Source organism: Halomonas sp., assembly GCF_033549285.1.
GTDB lineage: Bacteria > Pseudomonadota > Gammaproteobacteria > Pseudomonadales > Halomonadaceae > Halomonas.
This window is the reverse complement of the sequence record NZ_JAWSUJ010000033.1, coordinates 5219-19128: the sequence shown is the minus strand read 5'-3', so window position 1 is coordinate 19128 and position 13910 is coordinate 5219. Positions and strand designations below refer to the sequence as shown.

14 protein-coding genes are annotated in these 13910 nt (G+C 66.6%); 4 read left to right on the top strand and 10 right to left on the bottom strand.

Annotation, left to right across the window (positions count from 1 at the left end; translation table 11 throughout):
- Positions 1-162: 162 nt before the first annotated feature.
- Complete coding sequence (locus SCI24_RS09420) at positions 163-657, top strand: hypothetical protein (RefSeq protein ID WP_412929444.1); 495 nt, start codon at positions 163-165, stop codon at positions 655-657.
- Here SCI24_RS09420 and SCI24_RS09415 read toward each other — a convergent pair.
- On the bottom strand, positions 637-1926 hold the full coding sequence (locus SCI24_RS09415) for a TonB-dependent receptor domain-containing protein (protein WP_318725166.1): 1290 nt from the start codon (positions 1924-1926) through the stop codon (positions 637-639). The two genes, SCI24_RS09420 and SCI24_RS09415, sit on opposite strands and share 21 nt — an antisense overlap.
- Before the next feature lie 22 nt (positions 1927-1948).
- Positions 1949-2698, bottom strand: a complete 750-nt coding sequence (locus SCI24_RS09410; protein ID WP_318725147.1) for a helix-turn-helix domain-containing protein — start codon at positions 2696-2698, stop codon at positions 1949-1951.
- Between the two features lie 456 nt (positions 2699-3154).
- Between SCI24_RS09410 and SCI24_RS09405 the strand changes: the two genes are divergently transcribed.
- Together SCI24_RS09405 and SCI24_RS09400 are read left to right on the top strand one after the other, a co-directional pair.
- Positions 3155-4300 (top strand): DcaP family trimeric outer membrane transporter, encoded by a 1146-nt coding sequence (locus SCI24_RS09405; protein ID WP_318725146.1) that lies wholly within the window; start codon positions 3155-3157, stop codon positions 4298-4300.
- A gap of 225 nt (positions 4301-4525) precedes the next feature.
- On the top strand, positions 4526-4744 hold the full coding sequence (locus tag SCI24_RS09400; RefSeq protein WP_318725145.1) for a hypothetical protein: 219 nt from the start codon (positions 4526-4528) through the stop codon (positions 4742-4744).
- Positions 4745-4829: 85 nt separating this feature from the next.
- Here the strand turns inward: SCI24_RS09400 and SCI24_RS09395 are convergent, their stop codons facing one another.
- From SCI24_RS09395 to SCI24_RS09360, 8 genes are all read right to left on the bottom strand, one after another.
- Positions 4830-5861 (bottom strand): hypothetical protein, encoded by a 1032-nt coding sequence (locus SCI24_RS09395; RefSeq protein ID WP_318725144.1) that lies wholly within the window; start codon positions 5859-5861, stop codon positions 4830-4832.
- Between the two features lie 95 nt (positions 5862-5956).
- Positions 5957-7087, bottom strand: a complete 1131-nt coding sequence (locus SCI24_RS09390; RefSeq protein WP_318725143.1) for a porin — start codon at positions 7085-7087, stop codon at positions 5957-5959.
- 408 nt (positions 7088-7495) lie between these two features.
- Positions 7496-8590 carry a ProQ/FINO family protein gene (locus SCI24_RS09385; protein ID WP_318725142.1) on the bottom strand — a complete coding sequence of 365 codons (1095 nt, stop codon included), beginning with the start codon at positions 8588-8590 and terminating at the stop codon, positions 7496-7498.
- A gap of 144 nt (positions 8591-8734) precedes the next feature.
- Positions 8735-9253: a dihydrofolate reductase gene (locus SCI24_RS09380; protein WP_318725165.1), complete on the bottom strand. Its 519-nt coding sequence runs from the start codon at positions 9251-9253 to the stop codon at positions 8735-8737.
- Between the two features lie 14 nt (positions 9254-9267).
- A complete protein-coding gene (locus SCI24_RS09375; protein WP_318725164.1) occupies positions 9268-10041 on the bottom strand; it encodes a thymidylate synthase in 774 nt (257 codons plus the stop codon).
- Positions 10042-10219: 178 nt separating this feature from the next.
- The gene (gene lgt, locus SCI24_RS09370) at positions 10220-11008 is read right to left on the bottom strand and encodes a prolipoprotein diacylglyceryl transferase (protein WP_318725141.1); all 789 of its coding nucleotides are present in this window, start codon (positions 11006-11008) and stop codon (positions 10220-10222) included.
- A 25-nt stretch (positions 11009-11033) separates the two neighbouring features.
- A complete protein-coding gene (locus SCI24_RS09365; RefSeq protein WP_318725140.1) occupies positions 11034-11828 on the bottom strand; it encodes a sulfite exporter TauE/SafE family protein in 795 nt (264 codons plus the stop codon).
- Positions 11825-12955, bottom strand: a complete 1131-nt coding sequence (locus SCI24_RS09360; RefSeq protein ID WP_318725139.1) for a response regulator — start codon at positions 12953-12955, stop codon at positions 11825-11827. Before SCI24_RS09360 ends, SCI24_RS09365 begins: the two co-directional genes overlap by 4 nt.
- Before the next feature lie 105 nt (positions 12956-13060).
- Between SCI24_RS09360 and SCI24_RS09355 the strand changes: the two genes are divergently transcribed.
- Positions 13061-13840, top strand: coding sequence for an NRDE family protein (locus SCI24_RS09355; RefSeq protein WP_318725138.1), 780 nt, complete (start codon positions 13061-13063; stop codon positions 13838-13840).
- The last annotated feature ends 70 nt before the right edge of the window (positions 13841-13910 follow it).

The window sequence follows — 13910 nt, the reverse complement described above, 5'->3', positions numbered from 1 at the left end:
GTCCCCCTCCTAAGGGGAAGGTCTCAGGTTCGAATCCTGATGGGGGCGCCAGTGATATCAATGGCTTGTACCGAGGCACCGCCTCGACAAAAGGCTCGAATTCGCCTCCGCCCCCTGCCCCGCCCCCACAAGATTCCCGATCAGTAGACCTCACACGCCGCCTTGCCCCTTTGGCACATCGCACGACGTCTCTCACGAATTGTCGACTTCGACCCCTCCGACGACGATTTCGACAAGGTGCGGAGGGTGGCCCTGGGGTTCTGCGAGTTGCTTGATTCCTTGGCACTCAACGCCTTCTGGAAGACGACGGGCTCGAGGGGGTTTCACGCCCATATTCCGATTCGCCCCGAACGGGACTTCAGCACGGTCAAGGGCTGGGCGAAGGCGCTCGCCCGCAAGCTGCACGACGAGATGCCGGAGGAAACCACGCTGGAGCAGCGCAAGGACAAGCGTGGCGACAAGGTCTACATCGACGTGCTGCACAACGACTACGGGCAGACGGCGGTCCTGCCCTATTCGGTGCGCGCCAGGGCAGGCGCCCCGGTCGCGATGCCGATCCGCGCGGACGAGCTGGGAGACGGCAATCTCCTGCCAGACCGCTATACCCTGAAGAACGCCTTCCAGCGCCAGGCCGCCTCAGCATCCAGCACCACATAGCCCGAGGGCCACCTCGTCCGGCCCCAGGCGGTCCTGGGCGTCGGAGAAACGGGCCGTGAGGCCGGCTTCCCAGACCTCGCGAACATGGAACTGCGAGAGCTGGCCGCGCAGCGGGGCGATATCCGCCAGGGCCCCGCCATCATCCAGGTTGTCGCCGCGCACCCAGCTCAGCTGGCCGCGGGTCTCCCGATGGTGGGCCCAGCGCAGGTCGCCGGAGAGCTCCACGCCGTTGAGGGTGGCGTCGATATTGCGGCAGACGCTGACGCCATCCACGGTGTCGCGGAAGATATAGTCGTCGACGCGGTCGGCGAAGGCCACCACCTCGACGCCGCCATTGGCCAGGCGCCGCTCGATGCCCACCTCCAGCTGGTGGTGCACCTCGGGGTCGAGGCCGGGATTGCCCACCCAGTCGCCCTTGGCGAAGTAGCGCTCGGTGGCATCGGCGTCGCGCTCGGCACGGCTCAGGCTGGCGTAGAGGGTGTCGGTGTCATTGAGGCGCTGCTCGCCACGCAGGAAGCCGCCCGCCAGCCAGGCCTTATGGTCCAGCTCGCCCGCCACGCCATACTCGCGGCGGTAGAGATCGGCCGCCACCACGCCGGTGTCGCTGGCCTGGTCGGCGGCATCGGCGCTGGCCTCCGAGTAGTCCAGGCGCAGGCCGCCGCTCAGGGTGGTGCGCTCGCCCAGGTAGTGGTCAAGTTCGGCGAACACGCCGAACTGGCGGGTGGTCACGTCGGGCCAGGAGAGGAAGGCCACCTTGTCCGCGGTGTCGTTGATGATCCGCGCGTCGCGCTCGTTCTGCAGCACGTTGACCCCGAAGCGAAGGTCGCTGTCGGCCAGCTGCTGCACGACCATGCTCTTCCAGGTGAGGGTGTCGGACTCGGTGGGCGAGCGCATCTTCATCATCGGCGCGTCCCGCAGCGAGGTGTTGTCCATCACATGGTCGAAGCTGTGCAGTGGCGCATAGGCGGTGGGCGTGTCCATGCGGTTGGGACAGCCGCCGAAGACAAAGCCCCCATTCACCAGGATATTCACCGCATTGCCCTGCTGACCGCGGATCACCAGTTCGAGGCCGTGCCCGCCCATGCGCACCGCCTCGATGCCGTTGATCCGGCGCAGCCAGTCGCCGGCATCCGCCGCCGGCGCGGACGACTGCTGCAGGCTGAGCGACAGTTCACCGGGCACGCCGGCGCTCCCCTCGATGATCATGGTGGCGAGGGCCTCTGTCTCTGCCTGGGCAGAACCGGCCCAACCGGCAGCGATGAAGGCCACCAACAGGCGAACTCCCCCTCGCTCAGCGGCGGGTCTCGCCCTGCTCGCCCAGGGCTTCCAGGGCCGGCAGGTCCAGCAGGGTCACCTCGCGCCCGCTTATCTCGAGCAGGCCATGCCGCTGGAAGCGGCTCATCAGGCGGCTGACGGTCTCCAGTGCCAGCCCCAGGAAACTGCCGATATCGGCCCGGGACATGGCCAGCTGGAAGCCATAGGGGGAGTAGCCCCGCGCGGCATGCCGCTCTGACATGCCGAGCAGGAAGCTTGCCATGCGCCGCTCCGCGGTGGCGAAGGAGAGCAGGCAGTGCAGGCGCTGGTCGCGATGGAGCTCCTGGCTCATGCAGCGGTAGAGCGCCCCACGCAGGGCTGGCAGCCGGTCACCCAGCGTCTCCAGCGAGGCGAACGGCAGCTCACAGACGAAGCTGCTCTCCAGCGCCACCACACTGGTCGGGTGGATCGCCTCGCCGACCGCGTCGAGCCCCGCCACCTCGCTGGGCAGCAGGAAGTGCGTCACGTACTCGCGATGCCCCGCATCGGCTACCACCTGCTTGAAGCTGCCTGACCGAACCACATAGAGGCTGGTGAAAGGTTCCCCCTGGCGCACCAGCGGCGCCCCACGCTTCAGCGGCCGGGGGCGCCGGATAATGGCATCGAACTGCTCCAGGTCCTCAGCGGCCAGCCCCAGCGGCAGGCAGTATGCACAGAGGCTACAGCCCTGACAGCGCGACACCTGGCCCGACGGCATCGCCGCCTGGCCGGAGGAGAGTTGGGTCATGGTGAACTCCCTGTTCCTTGACGTCCGGATCGTTCAAGGCCCGGCGCGGTCTCCGCGGTGCCGAAGTTGCCTTGATACTCGCCAAGCGTAGTTCAGGAAGCGGCGATACAAAATGACAGTGTCCCTTGACTGCCACTCTTCAGGAGCGCGATGGCAGGAGGGGCGTCGCAAGGGCGCCGGGAAACATGGCCCACAGCGGACCTTACAAAATGGTTCCTCATCCTTTTGTCGTAAAAATGACATGTCCGATTGTCAGCCCTATGGGAGGTCGTTATGTTGAGTTCTGACGCCGAACGTATCTTCGCTATGCGCACAAGTTACGTTGACGTCAAGGTCAATAAAATAAACGATCTGCCTCCTTGAGGGGCAGCCACGCATCGAAAGGAACCGCAAGTGACAATTCAAAAACGCGTCAAGCAGACTGCCATCTTCTCCGCCAGCGCCCTGGCCCTCGCCGTGGCCAGCGCCTCCCATGCCGTCGATTTCGAGGTGGGCGACACCAAGGCCAGCGTCTATGGCTATGCCAAGCTGGATATCATCTACGACGTGGATGCCGACCTGGGTAACTCCATTGGCCACAGCAATATCGCCCTGGATAACGAAGCGAGCCAGGATGGCCACTTCAATATGCATGCCTACCAGAGCCGCATCGGCTTCCAGACCAGCACCCCGGTCTCGGGCAGCGATCTGGTGACACGCATCGAGGGTGACTTCTATGGCAGCGGCGGCGGCTCCTTCCGCCTGCGCCACGCCTATGGCTCCTGGAACGACATCCTGGCCGGCCAGACCTGGACCAATTTCTACGGCTTCGTGGCCGGCACCCCGACCATCGACTTCACGGGCCCTCCCGGGGTGGGCAACCAGGCCCGCCAGCCGCAGCTGCGCTATACCGCCGGCAATTTCTCGGCATCTATTGAAGACCCGGATAGCCTTGGCGGCTCCGAAGACACCATCGACGACATTCAATCAGATGACGATGTTGCGAAGAGCCAACTGCCCGACGTAGTTGCTCGCTATACGAACACCTCCGGTCCCTTCAAATACTCCGCGTCAACCGTGCTGCGTCAGCTCGAATACGATGCTGAAGGTATTGAAGGTGCTGCTATCGATGACGACTCCACCTTTGGCTGGGGTATCGCCCTGGAAGCGGCCATGGACGTCTCCGAGGCGCTGACCCTGCGTGCCGGCGTGACCCATGGCAACGGCCTGGGCGGCTACATGAACGTCAGCCCGCAGAAATCACCAGCCTATCTGGATGCCAACGGCGACCTCGAAGCCCTCGAGAGCACCGGCGGCACCCTCGGCGCCAGCCTCAAGGCCGGCCCAGGCACCATTAACGTTTCTTATAACGTTTCTACCGTCGACCTCGACGACGCCAACAACACTGCAGTTGTAGTAGGAGATGATGGGGAAGAAACGGTTGTTGGCAACTTTACTGATGGCGCCAACGATACCTTTGAAACCGCCTACCTGAACTACATCTGGTCACCGGCCGACCGTATCACCTACGGTATCGAGACCAGCTGGGCCAGCCGTGAGACCAAGGGTGGCGACGACGGCGACGCCGTCCGCATCCAGGGCATGGTGATGTACAGCTTCTAAGCCGACCCGATGGCGGGGGCTACCCCGCCATCATTGCGATAGCGCTTTACGGCACAAGCAACTGCATATTCGATCCTTGCGCCCCGGCCACATGGCCGGGGTTTTTTCATGACAGCAGTTCAGCGAAAAAGAACATCAAGCTGTAAGCCTGGCCAGGTTAGCGACACGAAGCAGCAGGACCTGACGGCAGGTCTCTACCGTCCCACAAGACCATGAGGTGTCACCATGAAGATGAAGCTGCTGACTGCCGGCCTGCTCGCCAGCCTGATGATGGCCGGTTCCGCCCTGGCCATGGATTCCGAAGCCATCGAGAAGCATATGGCCAAGATCAACGACAATTACGCCAAGGCCGTCGAGGAAGAGGGCAAGGTCAAGGCACTCGAGGAGAAGGTCGAGGAGCTCGAGGAGATGATCCAGATGATCATCGATGACCAGGACGCCTGACCTCCACCAGATACTTGAGAGCTGACGGCAGGGCCCCCGGCGCGAACGCGTCGGGGGCCTTGTCCCCTCATGGTGCAGGAAAGGGTTACCGACGATCCAACTGCTGGACCTTGAGCTCGTAGTTGTTCACACCTGTCATGGCTGACCCGAACTTCTGGCCCTGCACGCGAATGCGATAGCGGCCGGGGGCCAGCTCGGTGGTCATGTCGACGTCGCCATCGAAGCCCTCGCCGGCACCCTCGGCCACCACGCGACCGTTCTCGTCGAGCACCTCGAGCTCGATGCGGTAGGTGTCCTCGTAGCCACCAGGATAGGTCGAGGTGGTAATGGCAACAGTGCCACGCTCGGCCACCTCGAAGGTGAGCACCTCGCCACGCGCCCGGATCTTGACGTCGGCGACGATAGTCTCGGCGCTACGGGGCGACGCATCGGCTTCTTGCCTCGTTGGCTCTTGCGCTGCCTGGGCAACGCTTTCCGCGTCCTCGGGTGCATCAGCGATAGCGGCCGCTGTCCCAGCCGCCGCGCCAGTAGCTGCCGGCGCGGCAATGGTCGCCACGTCATCCCGGTTGCGCACGAAGACGCTGCGACTGCCCTCACGGCCGTTGCCGGTGAAGACCAGCCCCTGGCCCTCGCTGACGCCATCCTCCAGTCGACGGCCCTGGCTATCCAGTCCCGAGACGGTGACGTAGAAGCTGTTGCCCGTCCTGCTGCGGGTGCCGAACTTGCGGCCCTCCACGCGTAGCGTGTAGTCGCCGGGCTGCAGGCGCTGGCGCATGGCCAGCCCACCGTTCTGGCCCAGCGCCTCGCCACGGGCGATCTCTTGCCCCTGGGCATCCAGCAGCACGGCGGCCACGCGGTAGTCCTGTGACTCGCCGCCCTGGACGTTACTCTCGAACAGGTAGTTGCCTGCCTCTTTCACCGTGAAGTCATGCTCATGGGGGCTGCCGTAGAGGAAGCTTCGGCTGCGGGCATCGTTGTCGGCCTGCAGGAAGCCCGTCAGGTCGAGCTGCTTGCCCTCCTCGCGGAAACGCTCCTCCCGCTCGCTGGCCAGCGCCGCAGTACTCGACAGCGCCAGGCCTAGTATCAAAAAGCTGGCGGTGATAATCGGCTGTTTCATGAGACCTCGCATCAGAAAGAAAAAAGCCGACCCCGGAGGATCGGCTTTCGGTATCGAAACCCAGGGGGCAGGGTCAGGCCCTGCGACCAAGGGGTTTAGAAGAGGTAGACGGCACCGACGGCAACACCATCGCCCACGTCTTCATCACGATCGTACCAGGCACCCTCGATAAAGGTATACATGGCATCGGAGACGTTATAGGTCGCACCGATGACGACCTCATTGAAGCTCTCGCCACCGTCGTTCGGGAAGTCGCCGTCCTGGATGGCGCTATCGGCCGTACCCAGGAAGGTGTCACCGCCGACGTCAACATACTGGTAGGCGCCGTAGATGTCACCCATGCCATAGCCGTAGCGAGCACCCAGGCCGTAGTAGTTGACGTCCTCGATCTCGTCGTTGTCATCCTGGAAGCGCTCGAGCTTCAGGGCGACACGCAGGGTATCGACGGTGTACTGGGCGGTGATACCGTACTGCTCGCCAGCTTCGTAGTCAGTGGTCTCGGTGAAACCGGCACGGTCAGCGGGGCTACCCTCACCGTCATATTCGAAAGTACCATCGTTGTTGTCCAGGTTGTCGTAGACAGCGGCGATGGAGAAGGCGCCTGCAGTGTACTTCACGCCACCGAAGGCGGAGGCGTTGCTGGAACCGGAGAAGTTCTCGGCCTCGGCATCACCTTCATACTGGGTACCGACGGCGAACTGGAAGCCACCCAGCGACGGGGACATGTACTGCAGCTTGTTACCTTCGCGGCTCTCGATACCCAGAATGTTCTGGTTGGAATCGGAGACGTCGAAGTACTCGTTGTTGGTGATCGGATCCTGGATCCAGTCGTCGATCAGCGGATCCCAGGAGCCCAGGCGGGCATCACCGAAGTTGCCCTTCAGGCCGAAGTAGGCCTGGTCACCGGTGTCCAGGCCGCCGGGACCCTTGATCTCGTCGGCATCGCCCTCGAACTCGTACTTGAAGTAGCCGGCCAGGCCCTCGGAGATGATGTGCTCACCGGCCACGCCCAGGGTGGAGCCGTTATCAGCGAACTCGTCCTCGGTGTCGGAACCGACGAACTCATCATCATCATTAAACTGGGCGGTTTCGACGGACGCGTAGGCAAACTGCAGGTTGCCGTAGAGGTCCAGCTTGGTGCCGTCCTGGTTGTAGACGGTGGCGGCCTGGGCGCCGGAAGCGGCCAGGGCACCGGCGATAGCAGTCGCTAACAGTGTCTTTTTCATTGCGATAGTTCCTTATTGACTAGCTTGCTGTTTCGATCGTGGCTGCCCGATCTTGGTGAGCGGGTCAGCGGCTTGGCCGGTCTTGGTGCCGGTTCTCGTGCCTGCGGGCTCCCTCCCGGGAGGTGGCAGGTCGCGAGCCAGACCTCGGCGAAGCCTTGTTATAGTCCAATGCTCGCAAGAGGAACTCTATACCGGGATATACGGGAACGCAACAAGAAAAAAACACTGTTTTCCTTCCCTGCGAACACCGTTCTCCTACCTGTCCTCCTGCCCTTGCGATTCGGGCGCCATCCCGGCGAGCCCGGTACCCGTTCCGCCGGCCCTGACGATCCGGCAAGCGAATCAGGCACCTGGCGCGATGAGCGGGTTTATCATGCCCCGCGAATATGACGAAGACAAGTCAGCGCATCAACGCTGGTTGTGCTTGGCGAGCAGCGCGGAGAGCTTCTCTTCCAGGGTGGCGGGCTCCTGGCCTGGCGCGGTGCCATGTCCGGCACCCTCGGGCGCGGCGGGAGCCCGGTTCGAGGAGGGAGCGGCGGTACTGGCAGCGTCAGGCCAGGGTGCCTCGGTGGAGGGCTTGCCGCCCTTGGCGGCATCCCCCTTCCTGCCGCGCTGCAGGCCCGGGCGGCCCTTCTGCCGGCGGTCGGCCTGCAGCCGCTCGAGCTTCTTGTGGGCATGCTCGGCGGCCGCGGCATCCACCCGCCCCGCCGGCTCGCCGGCCAGGTCGAGGCGTTCGGCGCCCTCGCGCACGGACTTGAGGTAACGCGGCAGGTTGACGTAGCAGGCCAGGGCCCGGCGCACCAGCTTCTCGGGCCAGGGCTCGCGCGCGGTCAGCTCCTCGTGGATGCCGACCTTGAGCGGCCGGGTGTGGCCCTTGAAGAAGGTCGAGGCGTAGCGCTGGTACCACTGGTCGAGCAGCGCCTGGGGGGAAGGCGCCTCTTCGGAAGGCGTATCACTCGGAATATTCGGTTCCGCCGCGGGCTCGGTGGAGGCAGGTGCCGGTTCCGGCACCGACGGGACGCTCTTCTCGGGGGGAGCGGGCGGTTCGCCAGCCGCCTCGCCGGCGTCAGGTTGCCGGGGGCGATGGCCGATCAGCGCGGAGAGCCCCTGGGCGCGGCGGGCCTGGCGATGGAAGAGCGACGCCGGGGCCTCGGCGGGTTCGCGTTCCAGCAGCCGGCGGTTGTGCGCCTCGAGTTCGCGGTTCTGCTCGTCGAGCTCGCGGTTCTCCTCGGCGAGCTCCAGGCGGGTGGCCTCGAGCTCGTCGAGACGCGCCTCCAGCTCGTCGCAGCGTGTCGCCAGGGCCTCCCGGCCGGCCCGCTCCTCGCGGACCTCGGCGGCCAGTTCGGCATTGCTCGCCTCCAGCTCGACGCGACGGCGTTCCAGCTCGGCCAGCCGCGACTGCAGGGCATCCTGCTGGACGCGGGATTCCCGCAATACGCCCATCAAGGCCGCGGCGCGGCTCTCCAGCTGTTCCAGCAGGCGGGTTGAGCGTTCCTCGATCAAGTCCTGGTCCTCCAGTGCGCCTTCCCGGTAATGACTCGGGCCGCGGCCGATAGCGGCCGGCCACGGCACCTGCTGCTCAGTCTGTGCCAGGCGTGGCGCGGTGACAAATGTCGCCGGCCGGCGACGGGCTCAACGTCACTGCCCCTAACATCGACGGTACTGCACGAACTGGTAGCCCGGCTGGCCCTCGGCGGGTTCGCCGGGCACGCGCTGCACTTCCTCCCACTCGGCCATGTCGAGCTCGGGGAAACGGGCATCGCCTTCCACCTCGATATCAACCTCGGTGAGATAGAGCCGGCTGGCGAAGGGCAGCGACTGGGCATAGATCTGCGCGCCGCCCATCACCATGATCTCCTCGACGCCGTCGATGGTGGCCTGCTGGTCGGCAAGCCGCAGTGCAGAGGCGAGGTCATGGCAGACCCGCACGCCCTCGGGCCGGAAGTCGGGGTCGCGGGTCACCACGATATTGAGCCGCCCGGGCAGCGGCCGGCCGATGGACTCATACGTCTTGCGGCCCATCACCAGCGGCTTGGCCTGGGTCATGCGCTTGAAGAACCTGAGGTCCTCCGGCAGGTACCAGGGCAGCTGGTTGTCCACCCCGATCACGCGGTTGCGGGACAACGCGGCGATCATCGCCACGGGGACGAGGGTCTCGTCGATCATGCCAGGGGTCTCGCTCATACGGCCACCTCGGCCTTGATATGGGGATGCGGGTCGTAGCCCTCGATGGCGATATGCTCGAAGCGGAAGTCGAAGAGGTCGGTAACGCCTGGGTCGAGCACCAGGCGCGGGGCCGCGTGCGGCGTGCGCGAGAGCTGCTCCTCGGCCTGCTCGAGGTGGTTCAGGTAGAGGTGGGCATCGCCCAGGGTATGCACGAAGTCGCCGGGCGCAAGCCCCGAGACTTGGGCGATCATCTGGGTGAGCAGCGCGTAGCTGGCGATATTGAAGGGCACGCCCAGGAAGATGTCGGCGCTGCGCTGGTAGAGCTGGCAGGAGAGCCGCCCCTCGGCCACGTAGAACTGGAACAGGCAGTGGCACGGCGGCAGGGCCATCTCGTCCACCAGCGCCGGGTTCCAGGCCGAGACGATCAGCCGCCGCGAGCGCGGATTCTCGCGGATCTGCTCGAGGAGCCGGGCGATCTGGTCGACGTGGCCGCCGCGGGGGTCGGGCCAGCTGCGCCACTGGTAGCCGTAGACCGGGCCGAGGTCGCCATTCTCGTCGGCCCACTCGTCCCAGATGCGCACCCCGTTCGCCTTGAGGTAGGCGATGTTGGTGTCGCCGGCCAGGAACCACAGCAGCTCGTGGATGATCGAGCGCAGGTGCAGCTTCTTGGTGGTGACCAGCGGGAAGCCGCGGGAGAGGTCGAAGCGCATCTGGTGGCCGAACAGCGAGCGGGTGCCGACGCCGGTGCGGTCGTCGCGCTCCACGCCGCGGTCGAGCACCTGGCGCATCAGGTCGAGATAGGGTTGTTCCAGTGCGGGCAAGGTATCGTCGGTCACGGCGGTGCCTGGCTGATATAAATGGGGCAGGAAAGTCTACACATCAGATGCCCCCATACGCCAACCGAACCGTAGAACACGTGCGCAGGGGCTCATCTGCTCCTTGCTCCTTGCTCCTTGCCACTTTGCCTCACCCTTTGACATCCACCGGCTGGCGGCGCGACCAGGCAATCAGCGCGACGCCAGCGGCGATCATCGGCAGGGTCAGCAGCATGCCCATGGTCACCCAGCCGAAGGCCAGGTAGCCGATATGGGCATCCGGCAGGCGCACGAACTCCACCAGAAAGCGGAAGGCGCCGTAGAGCACGAGGAAGAGCCCGGAGACCAGCCCGCGGCGCTGCGGCCGGGCCGAGACCCACCACAGCACCACGAAGAGCACGGCCCCCTCCAGCAGCGCCTCGTAGAGGGACGAGGGGTGGCGCGGTTCCGGCCCCATCCCGGGAAAGGGCATGCCCCAGGGCAGCCCGGTGACGCGGCCAGGCAACTCGTGGTTGATGAAGTTGCCGATGCGCCCCGCCCCCAGGCCGATGGGCACCAGCGGGGCGACGAAGTCGGTCAGGGTGAAGAAGGCGAGCCGCTTCTTCCTGGCGAACCACAGGGCGGCAAGCAGCACACCGACCAGGCCGCCGTGGAAGCTCATGCCGCCGTCCCAGACGCGGAAGATCCACAGCGGGTCGGCGAGCCACTGGGAGAGGCCATAGAAGAGCGCATAGCCCAGCCGGCCGCCGACCACCACGCCGATGGCGGCATAGAACAGCAGGTCGCCCACGTCGTCGTGGGTCAGGCCGATGCGTGCGGCCCGCCGGCGCCCCAGGAACCAGGCGGCGACGAAGCCGACGACGTACATCAGGCCATACCAGTGGACCTGGAAGGGACCGAGGGAGATAGCCACGGGGTCGATATCGGGATAGTTCAGCATGCAAGGCCCTTGCGTAACGTGAGGATCATAGGAGGAACTTGAGGCCCACCGCCGTCAACAGGGCGGCGAAGGAAAGACGCAGCGTCCGGGCCGAAAGGCGATGGGCCAGCAGGACGCCGAGACGTGCGAAGGGCACGCTGGCCAGCACGATGCCCAGGAAGGCGGGCAGCATCACGAAGCCGGCGGCCCCGGCGGGCAGCTGCGGGTTGCCCCACCCCACCACCACGAAGGTGGCCGCGCCGAACAGCGCGATGGGCAACCCGCAGGCCGAGGAGGTGCCCACGGCCTGGGTCATGGTGGCCCCGCAGCGCGTCAGCCAGGGCACGCTGAGGGTGCCGCCGCCGATGCCGAAGAGGGCCGAGACGCCACCGATCACCGCACCCGCCACGCCCATCACGGCCCGCCCGGGCGCCACGCTACCGGGCCGGGGGCCGCGTCCCAGCGCCATCTTCAGGGCGACCAGGATCACGAACAGGCCGAACAGGGTCCCCAGCCGCCCGCCGGAGAGGCTGCCGGCGACGAAGACCCCAGCGATCGCGCCGAGCATCAGCCCCGGCAGCAGGGCCAGGAAGGCGTCGCGGCGGATGCTGCCGCGACGGAAGTGTCCCCAGGCCGAGGAGGCCCCGGTGACCACGATGGTGGCGAGCGAGGTGCCCACCGCCAGGTGCATGGTCACTTCCGGGGCCACGCCCTGGAGCCCGAAGGCCAGCGTCAGGGCCGGCACGATGATCAGGCCACCGCCCACGCCATAGAGGCCGGCCATGGTGCCGGCCAGCATGCCCAGGACCAGGTAGCCTGCCAGGCTTGCCAACAGGCTCATGCCGGGCCTGGCGCCAGAGCGTCGGGCAGCCAGCGACGCACCAGGTCGACCAGCGCCTGAGGGCGATAGGGCTTGGCCAGGAAGTCGTCCATGCCGGCCTGGCGAAAGCGGCGGCGATCCTCGTCGCTGGCGTTGGCGGTCAGCGCCACCAGGATGCTGCACTGGCGGGCCGCCCCGTCGGCCTCGCGATCGCGCCAGTGCCGGCTGGTCTCCACGCCATCCATGCCGGGCATGAAGATGTCCATCAGCACCAGGTCGAAGGCCCCCCCCTCCAGCCGGGACAGGGCCTCCTCGCCGCTGGTGGCCGTCTCGACGTCGAGCCCCTGACGCTCCAGCACCTGACGTGCCAGGGTCAGGTTCACCGGGCCATCATCGACGATCAGCACCCGCCCCTTGCCGCAGGGGGGCGCCTGGGAAGACGCCGCCGGCGTGCCGGCGGGCTCGCCGAGGTTCTCCAGCAGCACCACGGCATCGGCCAGCCGCTCGCGCAGCGCCAGCAGGGCCGCATGGTCACGGTCGCCGCCGCACTGGCGCAGGGCGTCGCTCTCGAGCACCTCCGACAGCGAGCCCATCAACGGGGCCAAGGACTGCTGCAGGTGGGAGAGATAGCCGGACTTGAGGCGCGACTCCTCGCGGGCCCGCACCCGGCCCGCCTCCAGCCGCTCGAGCTGGCCGCTGCGGGCCTGGAGATCACCGGCCAGGCGCCGCTCGGCGGCCCGGCTCTCCTCGAGGTCGCGCTGCCACCCCTCGACCAGCGCCTGGCAGGCCTCCGAGAGGGCCGCCAGGCGTTTGGGGAGTGGCAGCTCGTCGGCGGAGATAGGGCGCTGGTGGCGGGCCAGCCAGGCCTCGATGCCGGCCAGGGCGTCGTTGACCTCGCGCTGGATGCCACGCAGGCGTTGTCGCAGCAGCGTCAGGAAGACCGCCACGTTGAGGCTGCTGCCCAGCAGCAGTGCCAGCAGCAACCAGAAGGTGGCGCCCCAGGAGGCGTGGGTGGGCATCATCGACCACAGCATGACCCCGACCACCAGGCAGAGCACCACCAGAATGGCCTGGGCGAACAGCACCGGCCAGAGGATCGGCCATACCAGGCGCGACCAGAGGCGGTCCAGGCGAATGTCGTCCTGCATTGTCATCCCTGTGCAAGCACGATGGTGGAAAGAGTGTACGCGGCCGGGGCGAGACTGTCATGACGGCGCCTTCCCCCCGGTCGGCAGGCCGGATATGCTGGCGCCATGTGCCTGATCGCCTTCGACCATCGCCCCGGCAGCGCCTGCCCGCTGCGCCTGGTGGCCAACCGTGACGAGTTCCATGCCCGCCCGGCCGCCCCGCTGGGCGCCTGGGAGGATGCCCCCGAGATCCTCGGCGGTCGCGACCTGGAGGCCGGCGGCACCTGGCTGGCGGTGCACCGCCGCGGCCGCTTCGCCGCCGTCACCAATGTGCGCGACCCGCGCCTCAAGGTACCGCCGGGAGCCCCCAGCCGCGGCGCCCTGGTGCGCGAGGCCCTGGAGCACGACGACCTGCCGGCCTGGCTGGACCGGTTGTCCGGCGGGGCCGCTCGCCACTATGCGGGCTTCAACCTGCTGGTGGGTGACGGCGAGACGCTCTGGCACCTCCACCGCGGCCTCGACGGCATCCTGCTGAGGCGCGTCCCGCCGGGCCTGCACGGGCTTTCCAACGCCAGCCTGGACACCCCCTGGCCCAAGCTGATCGCCGCCCGCCAGGGGCTGGCCGCCAGCCTGCGCCATGGTCGCTGGCCCGAGGATGCCCTGGCCGTGCTCGGCGACCCCCACCCCGCCGATGACGACCAGCTGCCGGAAACCGGCGTGGGGCTCGAGATGGAGCGCCGGCTCTCGCCCCCCTTCATCATCGGGCGAGACTACGGCACCCGCGCCTCCACCTGGCTGGCCTGGCACGACGACGGGCGAGTCGAGATTGGCGAGCGGCGCTTCGGGCCGGAAGGAGTCAGGCTGGGAGAGACCCAGCTTCGCTTGGAGCTTGAAGCTGAAAGCTGAAAGCTGAAAGCTGAAAGCTGAAAGCTGAAAGCTGAAAGCTGAAAGCTGAAAGCTGAAAGCTGAAAGCTGA